Source organism: Mycobacterium sp. NGS45 (assembly GCF_059812645.1).
In genome coordinates, this window is the sequence record NZ_JCALDB010000003.1 from 80,316 (window position 1) to 99,183 (window position 18,868).

Sequence of the window (18,868 nt, forward strand, 5' to 3'; positions counted from 1 at the left end):
AACATCATGCGATTCATCGATGAATTTCGTGATCCGGCAGCGGCGCGCAAACTCCTGGGCGCCATCGAGGTGCTTGCGGACGGCGGCAACGACGGCGAACCCTTCAAGTTCATGGAAGTCTGTGGGGGGCATACCCACACCATTTACCGACATGGCATTGAGCATTTGTTGCCGTCGACCGTGGAGTTGGTGCACGGACCGGGTTGCCCGGTATGCGTCATCCCGATGGGCCGAATCGACGATGCGATGTGGCTGGCCGGTCAGCCCGACGTGATCTTCACCTGCTTCGGCGACATGATGCGGGTGCCCGGCTCCAACGGCAGCCTCCTCGATGCCAAGGCCCGCGGCGCGGATGTTCGATTCGTGTACTCCCCGCTGGACGCGCTGAAGATCGCGGTGGACAACCCCGACAAGCAAGTGGTGTTCTTTGCGATCGGGTTCGAGACCACGGTGCCTTCCACCGCCGTAACCCTGGTCAGGGCGCGCGAACTCGGCGTGACCAACTTCAGCGTGTTCTGCAACCACGTCACCATCGTCCCGCCGATCAAGGCGATCCTGGAGTCGCCCGATCTGCGGCTGTCGGGGTTCCTTGGCCCCGGGCATGTGTCGACCGTGGTCGGCAACCGGCCGTACCGGTTTGTTCCCGATGTCTACGGGAAACCGTTGGTGGTCGCCGGATTCGAGCCGCTGGACATCCTGGCGTCGGTGGCGATGCTGTTGCGGCAGATCCGCGAGGGCCGATGCGAGGTGGAGAACCAGTATTCCCGCATCGTGCACCCCGAAGGTAATCCCGCGGCACTGGCCCTGATGGGACGGGTGTTCGCATTGCGGCCGCACTTCGAGTGGCGTGGACTCGGCTTCATCTCGCAGAGCGCGCTCAAGGTCAACGACGACTTCGCCGATTACGACGCCGAACTGCGCTACGACATGCCCGGCGTCCGGGTCGCGGACCCGAAGGCATGTCAATGCGGTGAGGTGCTCAAGGGTGTGCTCAAGCCGTGGGAGTGCAAGGTATTCGGCACCGCTTGCACGCCCGAGACGCCAATCGGCACCTGCATGGTGTCCCCGGAGGGGGCGTGCGCGGCCTACTACAACTTTGGTCGTATGCATCGGGATGCCGCGCAACTGGTCGGGTCGGCCAGCCAGGGATGACATCGGTGGGCGACGTCGACATTCGGGGACCGGAGATGTTCGCCCGTTACGCCTATGCGCCCAACCAGCTTGGCTATTGCGGGCCGCCGGACCTCGACGCGTTGACCGGCGGCTCGGTCGAACGCATCCGGACCGCCGCCCGGCGGTTCTCCGGCGCATGGCCCTATCTTCGGGTGCTGTCGGCTCTGACCGGGATTTCCGATCCGCTGGACTACCGGCTGGTGGAGTCGTACTGGCTGGGCGGCGGTGTCGGCGCGGCACTCGATGCCGATGAGTTCTACGCGGCGCTGCTGGCCGTCATCGGTCCACAGGCCGGTCATTACTGGTCGCACCTCGACGACGAGTTGGCCGGCGAGGCCGCCGGAAATCACTGCTTCCACGTATTCGGGGTGTATCCGTGGACCCGATTCCTGGGCCGCGGCATGGACGAACACCCGTTGCACGTGCTCGATAGTTGCCGAATCACCCCCGCCACGGTGCTGGCCCGGCACGGTGATCACGCGGAGGTGCGTTGTCAGCGGCTGGAATGGGATGGCACGTCACTGCAATTGTCCGTGCCGACAACGCAAACCGTTGAGGTGCGCATCGAGGGGTACAGCGCGGTACCCGATGTGCAACCGGGAGAATCGGTGGCGGTGCACTGGGGCCGAGTGTGCGGCCGACTGGACGCAACCCACGTGCGCGATCTCGACGACAGTACGGACCGACAGCTCTCGGTCACCAACCGCCGGCTTGCGGTGGTCGCCGGATGAGACCCCGAATCGTCCAGGACGACGAGCAGATCGGGTTCTACTGGACCACCGTGACCGGTGGGCCAACTTCGTTGCAGGCGTTGGTGGAGACCGATGACGAGCCCGACCGGTTGATCGCCACACACCTGGCGGCGCTCGACGATGCACTCATCATTGCCGCCGAACGCTTCGCTGAGATCCTGGGTGGGGGGCGGCGCCCGGCCGACGCCCAAGAGCGCGCTGCACTGCTGGATCTGCATCGCACCCTGGACCGGTTGTGTTTCGAATTCGCCGCCGCGCTGCAGCGTCGCGGGCAGATAGCAGATCTGCGGGCCGGCAAGATCATCGGGACCGCGGCCCTCTTCTCGATTCGGGCCCGCGGTCCGCTGGATCTGCTGGGGCCGGTGCCGTTCGACGGTGAACTCGACGAACCCTCGATCGGTGTGGTCGGCGGCTACGGACAGATGTGCCAAGTCGACCCCGATCGCCCCTGGATGGGTGGCCGGTGGATAGTCAGAACTGAATCAGGGCAACGGCTTCCACTCACTCTGTCGATGTTGATGTTCGACAGCTCCGGGGTGGAGAAGGAGTCCGCACGCAAAGAGCATCTGGATGCCCTCAACGCGGTGATCGACTCTGCCGGGATGCCCGACGCCGATCCGTTGGCGGTCAGCTGTGCGATCGACTGGCTGCTGTATGACTGGCTGATGGCGCACCGGGACGGGCCGGACAGTGCCGAGATTGTCTTTCCCAAAGGGCATGAAACCGACGCCGGCGTGGTGGTTGCCGCGGCGGCGGCGTCGGTTTCGGCCCGCGCAACATTTGATCCGGGCCTGGTCGGGCTTGGATCGGTGTACCGCTAGCCATACCCCGGACTTTCACCTGGCGAATCCCCCGTAGTGGGGTACAGGCCGATTCGGCCAATCGATAAACAGGGATCAACGCATTCGTATCCCGTCACCCCATCGATTGGAAGCGATATGGATTTGTACCTGCCCATCGCGGTTCTGGGTGTGATTGCGGCCGCGTTTGCTTTTGGCTCGGTCGGCATGGCGTTGGTTCTGGGTCCGCGTCGGTACAACCGGGCGAAGTTGCAGGCCTACGAGTGCGGCATTGAACCCGCGGTGCAGTCGGTGTCGGGCGGACGGTTTCCGATCAAGTTCTATCTGACGGCGATGTTGTTCATCGTGTTCGACATCGAGATTGTGTTTTTGTATCCATGGGCGGTGTCGTTCGGCCAGTTGGGTGTGTTTGCACTGGTGGAGATGGTGTTGTTCATGGGGGCGGTGTTCGCGGCGTATGCGTATGTGTGGCGTCGCGGCGGGCTGGCTTGGGATTAGTGCCATGGGTTTAGAGGAGCAGTTGCCCGGCGGCATCCTGCTGTCCACAGTGGAGAAGGTCGCCGGGTTTGTCCGCAAGGGTTCGTTGTGGCCGGCGACGTTCGGGTTGGCGTGTTGTGCGATCGAGATGATGGCGACGGCGGGTCCGCGGTTCGATATCGCCCGGTTTGGGATGGAGCGATTTTCGGCGACGCCGCGGCAGGCGGATCTGATGATCGTGGCGGGCCGGGTGAGCCAGAAGATGGCCCCAGTGTTGCGGCAGGTCTATGACCAGATGGTCGAGCCGAAGTGGGTGTTGGCGATGGGGGTATGTGCCTCCTCGGGCGGCATGTTCAACAACTACGCGATTGTGCAGGGTGTCGATCATGTGGTGCCGGTGGATATTTATCTGCCGGGTTGTCCGCCGCGACCGGAGATGTTGTTGAACGCGATTGTGATGTTGCACGCCAAGATCGCCGAGATGCCGTTGGGTGTGCACCGCGATGAGGTGGTGGCGGCGGCGGAGGAGGCTGCGTTGTCGGCGCCGACAACGCTGGAGTTTCGGGGGTTGCTGCGGTGATCGGTGGTCGTGAGGTCATCGGGGTGCGCCGGGGCATGTTCGGCACCGCGGGCAGCGGTGATACGTCCGGTTATGGGCGGCTGGTCTCCGAGATCAGCCTGCCCGGTGGTGGTCCGCGCCCGTATGGGGGGTATTTCGACGAGGTGATAGACCGGCTCGCGGCCGCGCTCGGAGAGGGTTTCGAGGCCGCTATCGAGCAGGTGGTGGTGTATGCCGGGCAGCTCACCGTCGATGTTGCCCGTGCGCACCTGCGGTCGGTGGCCACGGTGTTGCGTGATGACCCGGGGTTGCGGTTCGAGTTCTGCGCCGGGGCCTCGGGGGTGCACTATCCGGACGAGGCCGGGCGGGAGTTGCATGTGTTCTATCCGTTGATGTCGATCACCCATGACCGGCGGATCCAGGTGGAGGTGGCCTGCCCGGAGGCCGATCCGCGTGTGCCGTCGTTGTTTTCGGTCTACCCGACGGTGGACTGGCACGAACGGGAGACCTACGACTTCTTCGGGGTCATCTTCGAGGGCCATCCCGCGCTCACCCGCATCGAGATGCCCGACGATTGGGTCGGGCATCCGCAGCGCAAGGACTACCCGTTGGGCGGGGTGCCGGTGGAATATCACGGCGCGCAGATCCCGCCACCGGATGAGCGTAGGACGTATCACTGATGACCGATATCCGGGACGCAGCAGAGTCCACCATCACCCTGGGTGGGCAGGATTGGGACGACATCGTCGCGCTGGCCCAGCAATCCGCGCACGTCGATGCTCGTGATCGGATCGTGGTGAACATGGGTCCGCAGCATCCGTCGACGCATGGGGTGTTGCGGCTGATCTTGGAGATCGAGGGGGAAACGGTCACCGAGGCGCGCTGCGGTATCGGGTATTTGCACACCGGCATCGAGAAGAATCTGGAGTACCGCAACTGGATCCAGGGTGTCACGTTCGTGACCCGGATGGACTATCTATCCCCGTTCTTCAACGAGACCGCGTACTGCCTGGCCGTCGAGAATCTGCTCGGGATCACCGACGACATCCCCGCCCGGGCGAGCGTGATCCGGGTGTTGTTGATGGAACTCAACCGGATCTCGTCGCATCTGGTCGCGTTGGCGACCGGGGGTATGGAGTTGGGGGCGATGAGCGCGATGTTCTTCGGGTTCCGTGAACGCGAAGAAATCCTGAAGGTTTTCGAGGCCATCACCGGTGTGCGGATGAACCACGCTTACATCCGGCCCGGTGGCCTGGCCGCCGACCTCCCCGAGGACGTCCCCGCCCAGATCGCCGCGCTGTGTGAGTTGTTGCCCGGCCGGCTGGCCGAACTGGAAGCGCTGCTGCGTGGTAACGCGATCTGGAAAGCCCGTACCGTCGATATCGGCTACCTCGATCTGACCGGGTGCATGGCGCTCGGGATCACCGGCCCGGTGCTGCGCTCCACCGGACTGTCGCACGACCTGCGCAAGGCCCAACCGTACTGCGGGTATGAGACGTACGACTTCGACGTGATCACGGGCACCCACAGTGACTGCTACGACCGCTACGTCATCCGCGTCGAAGAGATGAACGAATCCTTGCGCATCGTGCGCCAATGCCTGGACCGTTTGGAGCCCGGGCCGGTGATGATCGAAGACCGCAAGCTGGCCTGGCCCGCCGACCTGGCGCTCGGCCCCGACGGTTTGGGGAACTCCCCGGCGCATATCGCCAAGATCATGGGCACCTCGATGGAAGGCCTGATCCATCACTTCAAATTGGTCACCGAGGGTATCCGGGTGCCGGCCGGGCAATGCTATGTCGCCGTCGAGTCGCCGCGCGGTGAACTCGGTGTGCACATGGTCTCCGATGGCGGCACCCGGCCGTACCGGGTGCATTACCGCGACCCGTCGTTCACCAATCTGCAAGCCGTGGCGGCGATGTGTGAAGGCGGCATGGTGGCTGACGTCATCTCCGCGGTCGCCTCGATCGACCCGGTAATGGGAGGAGTCGACCGATGATGAGCGCTCGCGCGAAGAACGGATGGCTATGACCAGTATCGATCTGACGTTGGGGCCGCGCCCCGACGAACTCGGACCACCGATCGGTGGCCCACTGACCTACCCACGCGAGATCGAAGACCGGCTCGCGATCGATGCCGCGACCATCATGGCCCGCTACCCGCAGCCGCGTTCGGCGCTGCTGCCGCTGCTGCATCTCGTACAAGCCGAAGACGGCTACCTCACGGCCGCGGGTATCGGGTTCTGCGCCCGCACACTCGAACTGACCGACGCCGAAGTGACCGCCGTGGCCACGTTCTACTCCATGTACCGCCGCGCCCCCACCGGCCGCTACCTCGTCGGGGTGTGCACCAACACGCTGTGCGCGATCATGGGCGGCGACGCGATTCTCGACACCCTCCAACACCACCTCGGCGTCACCTCCGGTGACACCACCGATGACGACCTGATCACCCTCGAACACCTCGAATGCAACGCCGCCTGCGATTACGCGCCGGTCATGATGGTCAACTGGGAATTCTTCGACAACCAAACCCCCAGCACTGCCGTTGATCTGGTGGACCGACTACGTGCCGGAGAACAAGTCACCGCCAGCCGCGGCGGAGTCATCTGCCCTTTCACCCACACCTCACGCACCCTCGCCGGCCTACCCCACCCCGATGAGTCTGGAGGGATCTGACGTGCCGTTGGTTTCCGTTCTGACACGGTCCTGGGGCGAACCGGAATCCTGGTCGCTCACCAATTATTTGCGCCATGAGGGTTATCAGGCGCTGGACAAGACGCTGACCATGACGCCTGGCGAGGTCATTGACCTGGTGAAGGAGTCCGGGCTACGGGGCCGCGGCGGCGCCGGGTTCGCCACCGGGAACAAGTGGTCGTTCATACCGCAGGATCGGTCCAAGCCGCACTATCTGGTGATCAATGCTGACGAGTCGGAACCCGGTACCTGCAAGGACATTCCACTGATGTATGCCACCCCGCATGCGTTGGTGGAGGGAGCGATTATTGCGGCCTATGCGATTGGTGCTCGGCATGCATTCATCTACCTGCGCGGTGAGGTGGTGCCCGTATTGCGCCGGCTGCGAGATGCCGTGAACGAAGCCTATGACGCGGGCTATCTGGGTACCGATATCTGTGGGTCGGGGTTCGACCTGGATCTGATTGTGCATGCGGGTGCGGGTGCCTATATCTGCGGTGAGGAGACCGCGCTGCTGGATTCGCTGGAGGGCCGCCGCGGCCAACCCCGGCTGCGGCCACCCTTCCCTGCGGAGGAGGGTCTGTATGCCTGCCCGACGGTGGTGAACAATGTCGAGTCCATCGCCTCGGTGCCGCCCATCGTGGTGAACGGGTCGGATTGGTTCCGTTCGATGGGCACGGAGAAGTCACCGGGTTTCACCCTGTACTCGTTGTCCGGGCATGTCAGCGCGCCGGGCCAGTACGAGGCCCCGCTGGGAATCACTCTGCGCGAGTTGCTGTCCTACGCCGGTGGCGTCCGGTCCGGGCATGAGCTCAAGTTCTGGACGCCCGGCGGCTCGTCCACGCCGCTGCTGACTGCCGAGCATCTCGATGTGCCCTTGGATTACGAGGGCATGGTGTCGGTGGGCTCGATGCTGGGGACCAAGGCGTTGCAGATCTTCGACGAAACCACCTGCGTGGTCCGGGCGGTGCGCCGCTGGACACAGTTTTACGCGCACGAATCCTGCGGTAAATGCACACCGTGCCGGGAAGGCACCTACTGGCTGGCCCAGATCTACGAGGGGCTGGAGGAGGGGACCGCGTCCGGTGACGATCTACAGAAGTTATCGGATATTTCCGATGCGCTTCTCGGTAAGTCATTCTGCGCGCTCGGTGATGGCGCGGCCAGCCCGATCATCAGCTCGCTGAAGTATTTCCGCGCCGAGTACGAGGCTCACCTGGGCCGCGGGTGTCCGTTCGACCCGTATGCGGCCATGCTGGCCGCACCGGAGGGGGTGGGCGCATGACACTGGCCGAACACAACCAACAGGCGCCTCCGGTCGAGTTGGTCACGCTGACCATCGATGATCAACAGATCTCGGTCCCCAAGGGCACGTTGGTGATTCGGGCGGCGGAGCTGATCGGGGTGCAGATTCCCCGGTTCTGTGACCACCCACTGCTCGATCCCGTCGGGGCGTGCCGGCAATGTCTGGTCCAGGTCGAGGGCCAGCGCAAGCCGATGGCGTCGTGCACCATTGCGGTCGCCCCGGACATGGTGGTGCGCACCCAGCACACCAGCGAGGCCGCCGACAAGGCGCAGCACGGTGTGATGGAACTGCTGCTGATCAATCACCCGCTGGACTGCCCGGTCTGCGACAAGGGCGGCGAATGCCCACTACAGAACCAGGCAATGTCCAACGGGCGCCCGGAATCGCGCTTCGACAAGGTGAAGAGAACGTATCCAAAGCCAATTCCGTTGTCTGCCGAGGTGTTGTTGGATCGGGAGCGCTGTGTGCTGTGCGCGCGCTGCACCCGGTTCGCCAACCAGATCGCGGGTGACCCGTTCATCGAACTGCTGGAACGCGGTGCGCTGCAGCAGGTCGGCATTGCCTCGGGGGAGTCCTTCGATTCATATTTTTCCGGCAACACCGTCCAGATCTGCCCGGTGGGTGCGCTGACCGGCACGGCGTACCGGTTTCGGGCCCGGCCGTTCGACCTGGTGTCCTCGCCGAGTGTGTGCGAGCACTGCGCCTCCGGTTGCGCGCAGCGCACCGACCACCGACGCGGCAAGGTGCTGCGCCGGTTGTCCGGTGATGACCCGGAGGTCAATGAGGAATGGAACTGCGATAAGGGCCGCTGGGCGTTCACCTATCCCACCCAGGGCGATCGGATCCGCACCCCGCTGCTGCGCGATACCGACCGCGGGTTGCGGCCGGCGTCGTGGTCGGAGGCGATCGGAGTAGCCGCGATGGGCCTGTCTGCCGCGGCCGGCCGGGCCGGTGTTCTGGTGGGTGGTCGGGTCACGGTCGAAGATGCCATGGCGTATAGCAAGTTCGCACGAATGGTGCTGAACACCAACGATATTGATATGCGGGCGCGAGCACATTCGGCCGAGGAAGCCGAGTTCCTGGCGGCCCGGGTCGCCGGCCGTGTCGTGGCGGTCAGCTACGCCGACCTCGAATCCGCGCCGGCGGTACTGCTGGTCGGCTTCGAGCCCGAGGAGGAATCCCCGATCGTGTTCCTGCGGCTGCGCAAGGCCGTGCGCCGCACCGGCCTGCAGGTGATCGGTATCGCCCCGTATGCCTCTCGTGGGCTGTCCAAACTCGAGGGCCGGTTGGTGATGACGGCGCCCGGCAGTGAAGCGGCCGCACTCGACGCCGTGGCCGGCGACGTGCCCGAAGGCTCGGTGATTCTGGTCGGTGAACGCCTGGCCGGTAGTCCCGGCGCATTGTCGGCCGCGGCGCGGTTGGCCGATGCGACGGGGGCGCGGCTGGCCTGGATCCCGCGGCGAGCGGGTGAACGCGGCGCCCTGGACGCCGGCTGCCTACCCAACCTGCTGCCCGGAGGCCGACCCGTTGACCATCCGCGGGCCCGCGAGCAAGTTATGAATGCCTGGAATATTGCGGAGTTGCCCGCCCTGCCCGGGCGCGACACCGACGCGATCCTCGCCGCCGCCCGCAGCGGAGACCTGGAGGCATTGGTGGTGGGTGGTGTGGAACTTGATGATCTGCCCGACCCCGTGGCGGCACGGGCGGCCGTCGAGGCCGCACCGTTCGTGGTGAGTTTGGAACTGCGGGAAAGCGCGGTCACCGCGCTGGCCGATGTGGTGTTCCCGGTGGCGCCGGTGGCGGAAAAGGCCGGCTCCTACCTGAACTGGGAAGGACGACTGCGGCCGTTCGATCGGGCCATTGCCACCACTTCCGATTCCGATGCGCGGGTGTTGAACGAGCTTACCCGGGCCATCTCCGGTCGATCATTGGATCCGGCCTCGCCGGCGCTTGGCCCCTGGAACGGCGCCCCGATACCGGCGCCCAGCACCGAACCCGCGCCGCCGAACCCGGCTGCCGGCGAGGCGGTGCTGGCGTGCTGGCAAATGTTGTTGGATGCGGGTCGGTTACAGGACGGCGAGCCGCATCTGGCCGGTACGGCACGCCCGCCGGTGGCGCGGCTGTCGGCGGCCACCGCAGCCGAGATCGGTGCCCACGACACGCTCACGGTACGCACGACCCGGGGGTCGATCACGCTGCCGCTGCTGATCACCGAGATGCCCGACCGGGTGGTGTGGCTACCGACGAACTCACCCGGCAGCCACGTACACACCCAACTGGGCGCGAGTTCCGGAGACATCGTCGATATCGCAGCGGGGAGCCCGTCATGAGCTATCCCGGTTTGGAAGCGTTCGGCCACGACCCGCTCTGGCTCATCATCGTCAAGGCCGTCGCGGTCTTCGCCTTCCTGTTGTTGACCGTCCTGGTGGCGATCCTGGTGGAACGCAAGATCCTGGGCCGCATGCAGATGCGATTCGGCCCCAACCGGGTCGGCCCATTCGGGCTGCTGCAATCGCTGGCCGACGGCGTCAAACTCGCCCTCAAGGAAGGCCTGACGCCGGCCGGGGCCGACAAGCCGATCTACCTGATGGCCCCGGTGATCGCGGTCATCCCGGCCATCCTGGCGTTCGCCGTGATCCCGCTGGGTCCGGTGGTGTCGATCTTCGGCCACCACACCCCACTGCAGCTGACCGACCTGCCCGTCGCGGTGCTCTACGTGCTGGCCGTCACCTCCATCGGCGTGTACGGCATCGTGCTGGCCGGCTGGTCCTCCGGATCGACCTACCCGCTGCTGGGCGGGCTGCGCTCGAGCGCACAGGTGGTGTCCTACGAAATCGCGATGGCCCTGTCGTTCGTGGCGGTGTTCCTGTACGCGGGCACCATGGCCACCTCCGGGATCGTTGCCGCCCAACAGCACACCTGGTTCATCTTTCTGCTGCTGCCGTCGTTCGCGGTCTACCTGGTGGCCATGGTCGGCGAAACCAACCGCGCCCCCTTCGACCTGCCCGAAGCCGAAGGCGAACTGGTCGGCGGCTTCCACACCGAATACTCGTCGCTGAAATTCGCGATGTTCATGCTCGCCGAATACATCAACATGACCACCGTGTCCGCCCTGGCCACCACCATGTTCCTCGGCGGCTGGCACGCGCCACTGCCGATCAGCCTGTTCTTCGAGGGCGCCAACACCGGCTGGTGGCCCCTGATCTGGTTCACCGGCAAAGTCTGGGCCTTCCTGTTCTTCTACATGTGGCTACGCGCCACCCTGCCGCGGCTCCGCTACGACCAGTTCATGGCCCTGGGCTGGAAAGTCCTCATCCCCACCTCACTGGCCTGGATCATCACCGTCGCCGTCATGCGCGAGCTGGGTCAAGATGATGTGCTTCCTGCGCTCGGGGTCGGAGTGCTCTTCTTGCTGCTGGTCGCCGGGGTATACCGCCGTGCGCGTGCACGCGGCACGCATCGGCTGGGCACCGGTTCCGAACCGGTCATCCAGCTTGCGGGTGGTTATCCGGTACCGCCGCTGACGGGACCTGGTGAACAGCCCGGTGTCAGAACCGATTTCGCTCCACCTTCCCGGAATGGGAAATCGATTCACAGCAACGTATTGAGCCAACGGGGGAGCAGCGATGACTAGATTCGGAGACGCGCTGGCCGGTTTCGGTGTGACCTTCTCGACGATGTTCAAGAAGCCCATCACCGAGCAGTATCCGGAGGGTAAGCAGCCCACCCAGGCCCGCTATCACGGCCGTCACCAGTTGAGCCGGTACGACGACGGTTTGGAGAAGTGCATCGGCTGCGAACTGTGCGCGTGGGCCTGCCCCGCCGATGCCATCTACGTCGAGGGCGCCGATAACACCGACGCGGAGCGGTTTTCACCGGGTGAACGCTACGGCCGGGTCTACCAGATCAACTACCTGCGCTGCATCGGCTGCGGACTGTGCATCGAGGCGTGCCCCACCCGGGCACTGACCATGACCAACGACTACGAGATGGCCGACGACAACCGGTCGGACCTGATCTACGGCAAGGACAAACTCCTGGCACCACTGCAACCCGGCATGCAGCCCCCACCGCACGCCATGGCCGACGGTGCCACCGACGACGACTACTACCTGGGACACATTTCCTCGGAAGGAGGAGCCCACCGATGAGCACCGAATCGATTGTCTTCTGGGCGATTGCACCGCTGATCGTGGTATTTGCCCTCGGTGTGGTGGCCGCGCCGAAGGCGGTGTACTCGGCACTTTGCTTGGCCGGCACCATGGTCGGCCTGGCGATTGTCTATGCGAGTCAGGATGCGCTGTTCCTGAGTGTGGTGCAGGTAGTGGTGTACACCGGCGCGGTGATGATGCTGTTCCTGTTCGTGCTGATGCTGGTCGGTGTGGATTCCTCGCAGTCGCTCACCGAAACCATTCGGGGGCAACGGGTTGCCGCGATCGTGGCCGGAGTGGGGTTCGGGCTGCTGCTGACCGCCGCCATCGGTTCGGCGTCGATCTCCGGGTTCACGATCGGCGGAGTCGATGCTGTCTCCGGTGGTCGCTCGGCAAGCCTCGCTCCCGAAGGTAACGTGCAAGGGCTGGCCGCGCTGATTTTCACCAAGTACCTGTGGGTCTTCGAACTGACCAGCGCCTTGTTGATCACCGCCGCGCTGGGCGCCATGGTGCTGGCGTACCGGGAACGCTTCGAACACCGCAAGAGTCAGCGCGAACTCGCCCAGGAACGGTTCGCGAACATCGGTGCCGCATCGTCCTACCCGTCGACGTTGCCGTGCTCGGGCGTGTACGCCCGACAGAACTCGGTCGACACACCCGCACTGCTGCCGGACGGCAGTATCTGCGAGCTGTCGGTAAGTCGCACGCTCGAGCGGCGAGGACTTGTCCTGACGCTTCTAGTTGCCGGTGACGGTGACGCATCGCCGTCCAAGCGGGCGGGAGGTGCCCGGTGAATCCGGACCAGTATCTGTATCTGTCGGCGTTGTTGTTCACCATCGGCGCTGCGGGAGTGTTGTTGCGCCGCAACGCGATCATTATGTTCATGTGTGTGGAGTTGATGTTGAACGCCTGCAATCTCGCCTTCGTCAGCTTTTCCCGCATGCACGGCCAACTCGACGGTCAGGTGGTGGCATTTTTCACCATGGTGGTCGCCGCCTGTGAGGTGGTGGTGGGCCTTGCGATCATCATGGCCATCTACCGCACCAGGAAGTCCGCCAACGTCGACGACGCCCACCTGCTGAGGCATTGATCAGGTGGCTACGGGAGTGACCATGTTGTGGCCGTTGATCGCGCTGCCGCTGGCCGGGGCCGCGGTGTTGCTGCTCGGTGGCCGACGCACCAACGGCTGGGGGCACCTGTTGGGGTGTGCCACCGTGGTGGCGTCGTTCGGCTGGGCGGCGGTGCTTTTCGCGGATCTGCTGGGGCGCGAGGCCGCGGGCCGGGTGATCGGTGAGCGGTTGTTCGCCTGGGTGCCGGTGGCCGGGCTGCGGGTGGACTTCGGGCTGCAACTCGATGCCCTGAGTGTGTGTTTCGTGTTGCTGATCACCGGGGTGGGCGCGCTCATCCACATCTATTCGATCGGCTACATGAAACAGGACGCCGGTCGCAGGCGTTTTTTTGCCTACCTGAACCTGTTCGTCGCCGCGATGCTGCTGCTGGTGCTGGCCGACAACTATCTCGGTCTTTACGTCGGCTGGGAGGGTGTGGGCCTGGCGTCGTATCTGCTGATCGGGTTCTGGGCGCACAAGCCGAGCGCGGCGACGGCGGCGAAGAAGGCGTTCGTCGTCAACCGGGTCGGCGACATCGGCTTGGCGATCGCCATGATGGTGATGTTCGCCCAGTTCGGAACCCTGTCGTACGCCGGGGTTTTCGCCGGTACCACCGGCGCGTCGACCGGGGCGCTGACCGCGATCGGCCTGCTGCTGCTGCTCGCGGCGTGCGGCAAGAGCGCCCAGGTGCCGCTGCAGTCCTGGCTCGGCGACGCGATGGAGGGCCCCACCCCCGTTTCGGCGCTCATCCACGCCGCCACCATGGTGACCGCCGGGGTGTACCTGATCGTGCGCTCGGGCCCGGTGTTCAACCTGGCGCCGGACGCGCAGACCGCGGTGGTGACGGTCGGCGCGGTCACGCTGCTGTTCGGCGCCGTCATCGGGTGCGCCAAGGACGACATCAAGAAGGCGCTGGCCGCCTCGACGATGAGCCAGATCGGGTACATGGTGCTGGCCGCCGGCCTGGGACCGGTCGGCTATGCCATCGCGATCATGCACCTGCTGACCCACGGCTTCTTCAAGGCGGGGCTGTTCCTCGGGGCCGGATCGGTGATGCACGGCATGAACGACGAGACCGACATCCGTCGCTACGGCGGACTGCGCGCCCTGATGCCGGTCACCTTCGTCACCTTCGGGCTGGGTTATCTCGCCATCATCGGTGTGCCGCCGTTCGCGGGTTTCTTCTCCAAGGACGCCATCATCGAAACCGCGTTCGCGGCAGGCGGTTTACGCGGCTGGCTGCTGGGCGGAGCCGCGCTGCTGGGCGCCGGCATCACCGCGTTCTACATGACCCGCGTGATGATCTTGGCGTTCTTCGGCCCACGACGCTGGGCCCCGCAGACCCACCCCCACGAATCCCCACCGAGCATGACGCTGCCGATGGTGGTGCTGGCCGTCGGATCCGTCGGCGCCGGCGCGCTGCTGGCCCTCGGCGGCCGACTGGTCGATTGGCTCGCCCCCGTCGTCAACCCCGACGGCGCGCACGCCCACCACACGGTGCCGGTGTGGGTGATGTCGGCGATCACGCTGTCGGTGGTGCTCATCGGCGTCGCCATCGCCCACCGGGCCTACTCCACCCGGGCGGTGTCACCCGTCTCCTCCGAATGGGTCACCGGCACAACTGAAGCTGCCCGAAGTGATCTCTATGGTGATGCGTTCAACGAAGCCGTCTTCATGCGACCGGGTGCGCGGCTATCCGAGACCTTGGTCGGGGTGGAACGGCGCGGGATCGACGGTGCGGTCGAGGGCCTCGCTCGAGGGATCAGCGCGATATCGTCCACGATCCGCCGGAGCCAGACGGGCTTCGCCCGGTCCTACGCATTGTCGATGCTGGGCGGCGCCGTGCTGCTACTCGGGATCCTCGCGACGATGGGTCTGTCATGAATCAGCTACCCGTGTTGAGCGTGCTGTGGTTGGCACCCCTGGTCGGGGCGTTGGTGGTGGTAGCCCTCCCGTCGAAGAGGCCCGACTGGATCAAGGGCACCGCCGTGCTGACGGCACTTCTGGTGCTGGGGCTCGCAGTCGCGGTTGCGGTTCGGTTCGATCGCGCAGGCGGGCAGTACCAATTGGTCGAGGAGTTGCCGTGGATTCCGTTCTTCGGGGCCGGTTACACACTGGGCGTGGACGGCATCGCGATGGTACTCGTTGTGCTGACCGCAGTGCTGACGCCGCTTCTCCTGCTGGCGGGGTGGCACGACACCCGTCGCCCCAAAACCTACTTCGCACTGCTGCTGGTGGTCGAATCGATGGTGTTGCTGAGTTTCATCGCGTTGGATGTGCTGCTGTTCTACGTGATATTCGAGGCGATGCTGATCCCGATGTACTTCCTCATCGGTCGCTACGGGGGACCCGATGCGGGACGGGCGGCACTGAAGTTCTTGTTGTACAGCCTGTTTGGCGGAGTGGTCATGTTGGTCGCCGTGATCGGAGTGTACGTAACAGCCGGGACCTTCGATTTCCGCACCATTGTCGGCGCGGTATCGTCCGGCCAGTTGAACCTCAACCCCGCCGTCATGCACGCGATGTTCCTGGGCTTTCTGTTCGCCTTCGCGGTCAAAGCCCCGCTGTGGCCCTTCCACACCTGGCTGCCCGGTGTAGCCACCGAGGCCACCCCGGTTACCGCTGTGCTGATGATGGCGGTCGTCGACAAGGTCGGCACCTTCGGCATGCTGCGCTACTGCCTGCAACTGTTCCCCGACTCGGCCGTCCTGCTGAGTCCGGCGGTGATCACGCTGGCGGTGATCGGAATCGTGTACGGGGCGATACTGGCCGCCGGGCAGACCGACGTCATGAGACTCATTGCCTATGCCTCCATCTCGCACTTCGGCTTCATCATCCTGGGCATCTTCGTGATGACCAGCCAGGGCCAATCCGGCGCGACACTGTACATGGTCAACCACGGCATATCGACCGCAGCACTGTTCCTGATCGCCGGATTCCTGGTATCGCGCAGGGGTTCTCGGCTCATCGCCGACTACGGCGGCGTACAACAGGTCGCCCCGCTACTGGCCGGTACCTTCCTGGTCGCGGGCCTCAGCGCCCTCGCGCTACCGGGCCTCGCTCCGTTCATCAGCGAAATCCTGGTGCTCATCGGCAGCTTTACCCGGTACCCGGTAGCCGCCGTCATCGCCTCGGCGGCACTGGTGCTGTCCGCGATCTACATCCTATGGCTGTACCAGCGGATGATGACCGGACCGGTCACCGACGGCAACCACCGGCTACGCGATCTATTGCCCAGGGAACTCGCGGTGGTGGCACCGCTGATCGCCCTGCTGTTGGTGCTCGGGGTGCATCCCAAACCCGCGCTCGACGTGATCAACCCGGCGGTTGCACACACCCTGACCACCATCGGGGTCAGCGACCCCGCGCCCGCCACAGCGAGAGGACCCGCGCCATGACCACACTCGCCGCACTTACCACGCCTTCGGTCGAATACCGGTCTGTGCTACCGCTTTTGGTGGTGTTCGGTGCAGCCGTCGCGGGCGTGCTGATAGAAGGGTTCGTACCGCGTGCTCGGCGGGTCCGTGCTCAGCTGGCACTGGCGTACACGGCGCTGCTCGCAGCATTGCTGGCCGTCGTCACGCTGGCGGGCACCAGCCAGCTTGCCGTCATGGGTGCCGTCGCGATCGACGGGCCCACGCTCTTCCTGCAGGCCGCCATCTTGATCATGGCGCTGTTCACCATGGTGGTGCTGGGCAGTCGGAGTTCGATGACGATCACCGCCCAGGCTTCCTCGGTGCCCGGCGGTGCCGAGGAACGAACGGCGATCCGGGTCGGCGCGATCCAGACCGAGGTGTTCCCACTGCTGATGTTCGCTGTCGGCGGCATGTTGCTGATGCCCGCGGCAGCCGACCTGCTGACCATGTTCATCGCCCTGGAGGTACTGTCCCTCCCGCTGTATGTGTTGTGCGGCCTCGCCCGTCACCGCCGGGTGCTGTCGCAGGAGGCGGCGTTGAAATATTTTCTGTTGGGCGCCTTTTCGTCGGCGCTGTTCCTCTACGGGGTGGCGCTGCTGTACGGGTACAGCGGCACCCTGACACTCCGTGGGATCGCGACAGCCATCGCGGACAACGGTGACGGCACGCTGGCGGTGATCGGGATGGGGCTGGTGTCGGTCGGCCTGCTGTTCAAGGTAGGTGCCGTGCCGTTCCACTCCTGGGTCCCCGACGTCTACCAGGGCGCGCCCACGCCCATCACCGGGTTCATGGCCGCGGCCACCAAGGTGGCGGCCTTCGGTGCAATGCTGCGGTTGTTCTACGTGGCGTTACCCGATCTGCTTGCCGAATGGCGGGCCGCATTGTCGGTGATCGTGGTGCTGACCATGGTGGGTGGCGCGTTGATGGCGATCGGACAGAATGATGTCAAGCGATTGCTGGGCTATTCGGCGGTGGCGCAGGCCGGGTTCTTGTTGATGGGCATTGTGGCGGCCAACGACAGGGGGGTGGCAGCCGTCATGTTCTACCTGTTGGTCTACGGGATCGCCGCGATAGCCGCATTCGCGCTCGTCGAACTGGTCCGCAATCTCGACGGAGTCGAGGACAACGACATCCGGAGATGGAGTGGGCTGGCACGCCGATCCCCCGCGCTGGCGTGGGCATTCACGGTGTGCCTGCTGGCCTTCACCGGGATTCCGCTGACGAGTGGATTCATCAGCAAGGTGGCGGTGTTCAGTGCGGCGGCGGAAAGTGGCGCAATGGCACTGGTCGTGGTTGGAGTGCTGGCGAGTGCTATCGCGGCATTCGTCTACCTGCGGGTGATCCGGGTGATGTTCTTCGCTGAACCGCCGGCCGACGCGCGGGTGTTCATCGTGGGCAGCCCGCCGGTGTCGATCGCGGTCGGGGCGGCGGTGGCGCTGACCGTGCTGATGGGTGTACTGCCGCAGCCGCTGCTGGGCCTGGTGGGCTCAGCCGGTGCTTTCGCCGGCTGAGCCCCGGCCTCGAATCTATCCCTCGGCCAGCGCAGCTTTACGCCGCTCGAGCAGCCTGAGGACCATCGGCGTGAAGATCAGCTGCATGGCCAGATCCATCTTGCCGCCCGGGCACACAATGGTATTGGGCCGAGACATCAACGAGCCGTGCAGCATCGACAGCAGATAGGGAAAGTCGATGCCGTGCGGATCGCGGAATCGGATGATCAGCATCGACTCGTCCGCGGTGGGGATCGCCCTGGCGATGAACGGGTTTGAGGTGTCCACTACCGGAACCCGCTGAAAGTTGACGTCGGTATGCGAGAACTGGGTGCACATGTAGTTCACGTAATCGGGCATCCTGCGCAATATCGTATCGGCGACCGCCTCGGAGGTGTATCCGCGGGAAGCCCTGTCGCGGTGCAGTTTCTGAATCCACTCCAGGTTGATCACCGGAACCACCCCGATACGCAGATCGGCGTAGCGGGCCACGTCGACCTCGTCGGTGACGATCGCGCCGTGCAAACCCTCGTAGAACAGCATGTCGGAGCCGTCCGGGATGGCCTCCCACGGGGTGAACGTTCCGGGCGGCTGGTCGTAGGCTGCGGCCTCGTCCTCGTCGTGCAGATACTTGCGCACCTTCCCGCTGCCGGTGTCACCGTAGGACTGGAACAGTCCCTGCAGTTCCTCGAAGAGGTTACCGTCGGGGCCGAAATGACTGAACGCGTTGTTACCTTGCTCGGCCGCTTGGGCAATCGCGGCCTTCATCCCGGCGCGATCGTAGCGGTGGAAGCTGTCACCCTCGACGTACACCACGTTGATTTCTTCGCGCCGGAAGATCTGTTCGAAGGTTCGCATCACCGAGGTGGTTCCGGCTCCCGAGGATCCGGTGATGGAGATGATGGGGTGCAGACGTGACATGGTTTACCTCGACTCGGA

General features: G+C 64.9%; 18 protein-coding genes. 17 read left to right on the top strand and 1 reads right to left on the bottom strand.

From position 1 onward, the window contains the following. Positions 1-6 precede the first annotated feature (6 nt). From hypD to nuoN, 17 genes are all read left to right on the top strand, one after another. Positions 7-1,152, top strand: coding sequence for a hydrogenase formation protein HypD (gene hypD / locus AC5Y3P_RS04175; protein ID WP_126334625.1), 1,146 nt, complete (start codon positions 7-9; stop codon positions 1,150-1,152). Further along, complete coding sequence (locus AC5Y3P_RS04180) at positions 1,149-1,904, top strand: DUF6390 family protein (RefSeq protein WP_126334624.1); 756 nt, start codon at positions 1,149-1,151, stop codon at positions 1,902-1,904. Before hypD ends, AC5Y3P_RS04180 begins: the two co-directional genes overlap by 4 nt. Beyond that, positions 1,901-2,746: a hypothetical protein gene (locus tag AC5Y3P_RS04185; RefSeq protein ID WP_316510461.1), complete on the top strand. Its 846-nt coding sequence runs from the start codon at positions 1,901-1,903 to the stop codon at positions 2,744-2,746. Before AC5Y3P_RS04180 ends, AC5Y3P_RS04185 begins: the two co-directional genes overlap by 4 nt. 117 nt (positions 2,747-2,863) lie before the next feature. Beyond that, the gene (locus AC5Y3P_RS04190; RefSeq protein WP_126334622.1) at positions 2,864-3,223 is read left to right on the top strand and encodes an NADH-quinone oxidoreductase subunit A; all 360 of its coding nucleotides are present in this window, start codon (positions 2,864-2,866) and stop codon (positions 3,221-3,223) included. A 4-nt stretch (positions 3,224-3,227) separates the two neighbouring features. After that, entirely contained in the window at positions 3,228-3,782 is a 555-nt protein-coding gene (locus AC5Y3P_RS04195; protein WP_126336903.1) for a NuoB/complex I 20 kDa subunit family protein, read from the top strand. Next, complete coding sequence (locus AC5Y3P_RS04200; protein WP_264002726.1) at positions 3,779-4,441, top strand: NADH-quinone oxidoreductase subunit C; 663 nt, start codon at positions 3,779-3,781, stop codon at positions 4,439-4,441. The genes AC5Y3P_RS04195 and AC5Y3P_RS04200 overlap by 4 nt, the downstream gene beginning before the upstream one ends. After that, positions 4,441-5,760 (top strand): NADH dehydrogenase (quinone) subunit D, encoded by a 1,320-nt coding sequence (gene nuoD / locus AC5Y3P_RS04205; protein ID WP_316510460.1) that lies wholly within the window; start codon positions 4,441-4,443, stop codon positions 5,758-5,760. Before AC5Y3P_RS04200 ends, nuoD begins: the two co-directional genes overlap by 1 nt. Before the next feature lie 28 nt (positions 5,761-5,788). Continuing rightward, positions 5,789-6,439 (top strand): NADH-quinone oxidoreductase subunit NuoE, encoded by a 651-nt coding sequence (gene nuoE / locus AC5Y3P_RS04210; protein ID WP_126334620.1) that lies wholly within the window; start codon positions 5,789-5,791, stop codon positions 6,437-6,439. Continuing rightward, a complete protein-coding gene (nuoF, locus tag AC5Y3P_RS04215) occupies positions 6,420-7,742 on the top strand; it encodes an NADH-quinone oxidoreductase subunit NuoF (RefSeq protein WP_500044633.1) in 1,323 nt (440 codons plus the stop codon). The genes nuoE and nuoF overlap by 20 nt, the downstream gene beginning before the upstream one ends. After that, positions 7,739-10,093, top strand: coding sequence for an NADH-quinone oxidoreductase subunit G (locus AC5Y3P_RS04220; protein ID WP_500044634.1), 2,355 nt, complete (start codon positions 7,739-7,741; stop codon positions 10,091-10,093). The genes nuoF and AC5Y3P_RS04220 overlap by 4 nt, the downstream gene beginning before the upstream one ends. Then, a complete protein-coding gene (gene nuoH / locus AC5Y3P_RS04225) occupies positions 10,090-11,397 on the top strand; it encodes an NADH-quinone oxidoreductase subunit NuoH (RefSeq protein ID WP_500044635.1) in 1,308 nt (435 codons plus the stop codon). Before AC5Y3P_RS04220 ends, nuoH begins: the two co-directional genes overlap by 4 nt. After that, positions 11,390-11,914 (top strand): NADH-quinone oxidoreductase subunit NuoI, encoded by a 525-nt coding sequence (gene nuoI, locus AC5Y3P_RS04230; RefSeq protein ID WP_500044636.1) that lies wholly within the window; start codon positions 11,390-11,392, stop codon positions 11,912-11,914. Before nuoH ends, nuoI begins: the two co-directional genes overlap by 8 nt. Next, complete coding sequence (locus AC5Y3P_RS04235; RefSeq protein WP_500044637.1) at positions 11,911-12,708, top strand: NADH-quinone oxidoreductase subunit J; 798 nt, start codon at positions 11,911-11,913, stop codon at positions 12,706-12,708. Before nuoI ends, AC5Y3P_RS04235 begins: the two co-directional genes overlap by 4 nt. Beyond that, a complete protein-coding gene (gene nuoK, locus AC5Y3P_RS04240; RefSeq protein WP_126334614.1) occupies positions 12,705-13,004 on the top strand; it encodes an NADH-quinone oxidoreductase subunit NuoK in 300 nt (99 codons plus the stop codon). The genes AC5Y3P_RS04235 and nuoK overlap by 4 nt, the downstream gene beginning before the upstream one ends. Positions 13,005-13,026: 22 nt before the next feature. Further along, on the top strand, positions 13,027-14,907 hold the full coding sequence (nuoL, locus tag AC5Y3P_RS04245) for an NADH-quinone oxidoreductase subunit L (protein WP_500044638.1): 1,881 nt from the start codon (positions 13,027-13,029) through the stop codon (positions 14,905-14,907). Continuing rightward, positions 14,904-16,421, top strand: a complete 1,518-nt coding sequence (locus AC5Y3P_RS04250; protein WP_500044639.1) for an NADH-quinone oxidoreductase subunit M — start codon at positions 14,904-14,906, stop codon at positions 16,419-16,421. Before nuoL ends, AC5Y3P_RS04250 begins: the two co-directional genes overlap by 4 nt. Continuing rightward, positions 16,418-17,950 carry an NADH-quinone oxidoreductase subunit NuoN gene (gene nuoN, locus AC5Y3P_RS04255; protein WP_500044640.1) on the top strand — a complete coding sequence of 511 codons (1,533 nt, stop codon included), beginning with the start codon at positions 16,418-16,420 and terminating at the stop codon, positions 17,948-17,950. Before AC5Y3P_RS04250 ends, nuoN begins: the two co-directional genes overlap by 4 nt. A gap of 15 nt (positions 17,951-17,965) precedes the next feature. Here nuoN and AC5Y3P_RS04260 read toward each other — a convergent pair whose 3' ends face one another. Further along, positions 17,966-18,850, bottom strand: a complete 885-nt coding sequence (locus tag AC5Y3P_RS04260; protein ID WP_500044641.1) for a phosphoribulokinase — start codon at positions 18,848-18,850, stop codon at positions 17,966-17,968. Positions 18,851-18,868 lie beyond the last annotated feature (18 nt).

Bases quoted from the DNA above. Each gene is read 5' to 3' on its own strand.
- hypD (WP_126334625.1), top strand. From the start codon at position 7: ATGCGATTCATCGATGAATTTCGTGATCCGGCAGCGGCGCGCAAACTC.
- AC5Y3P_RS04180 (WP_126334624.1), top strand. From the start codon at position 1,149: ATGACATCGGTGGGCGACGTCGACATTCGGGGACCGGAGATGTTCGCC.
- AC5Y3P_RS04185 (WP_316510461.1), top strand. From the start codon at position 1,901: ATGAGACCCCGAATCGTCCAGGACGACGAGCAGATCGGGTTCTACTGG.
- AC5Y3P_RS04190 (WP_126334622.1), top strand. From the start codon at position 2,864: ATGGATTTGTACCTGCCCATCGCGGTTCTGGGTGTGATTGCGGCCGCG.
- AC5Y3P_RS04195 (WP_126336903.1), top strand. From the start codon at position 3,228: ATGGGTTTAGAGGAGCAGTTGCCCGGCGGCATCCTGCTGTCCACAGTG.
- nuoD (WP_316510460.1), top strand. From the start codon at position 4,441: ATGACCGATATCCGGGACGCAGCAGAGTCCACCATCACCCTGGGTGGG.
- nuoE (WP_126334620.1), top strand. From the start codon at position 5,789: ATGACCAGTATCGATCTGACGTTGGGGCCGCGCCCCGACGAACTCGGA.
- nuoF (WP_500044633.1), top strand. From the start codon at position 6,420: ATGAGTCTGGAGGGATCTGACGTGCCGTTGGTTTCCGTTCTGACACGG.
- AC5Y3P_RS04220 (WP_500044634.1), top strand. From the start codon at position 7,739: ATGACACTGGCCGAACACAACCAACAGGCGCCTCCGGTCGAGTTGGTC.
- nuoH (WP_500044635.1), top strand. From the start codon at position 10,090: ATGAGCTATCCCGGTTTGGAAGCGTTCGGCCACGACCCGCTCTGGCTC.
- nuoI (WP_500044636.1), top strand. From the start codon at position 11,390: ATGACTAGATTCGGAGACGCGCTGGCCGGTTTCGGTGTGACCTTCTCG.
- AC5Y3P_RS04235 (WP_500044637.1), top strand. From the start codon at position 11,911: ATGAGCACCGAATCGATTGTCTTCTGGGCGATTGCACCGCTGATCGTG.
- nuoL (WP_500044638.1), top strand. From the start codon at position 13,027: ATGTTGTGGCCGTTGATCGCGCTGCCGCTGGCCGGGGCCGCGGTGTTG.
- AC5Y3P_RS04250 (WP_500044639.1), top strand. From the start codon at position 14,904: ATGAATCAGCTACCCGTGTTGAGCGTGCTGTGGTTGGCACCCCTGGTC.
- nuoN (WP_500044640.1), top strand. From the start codon at position 16,418: ATGACCACACTCGCCGCACTTACCACGCCTTCGGTCGAATACCGGTCT.
- AC5Y3P_RS04260 (WP_500044641.1), bottom strand. From the start codon at position 18,850: ATGTCACGTCTGCACCCCATCATCTCCATCACCGGATCCTCGGGAGCC.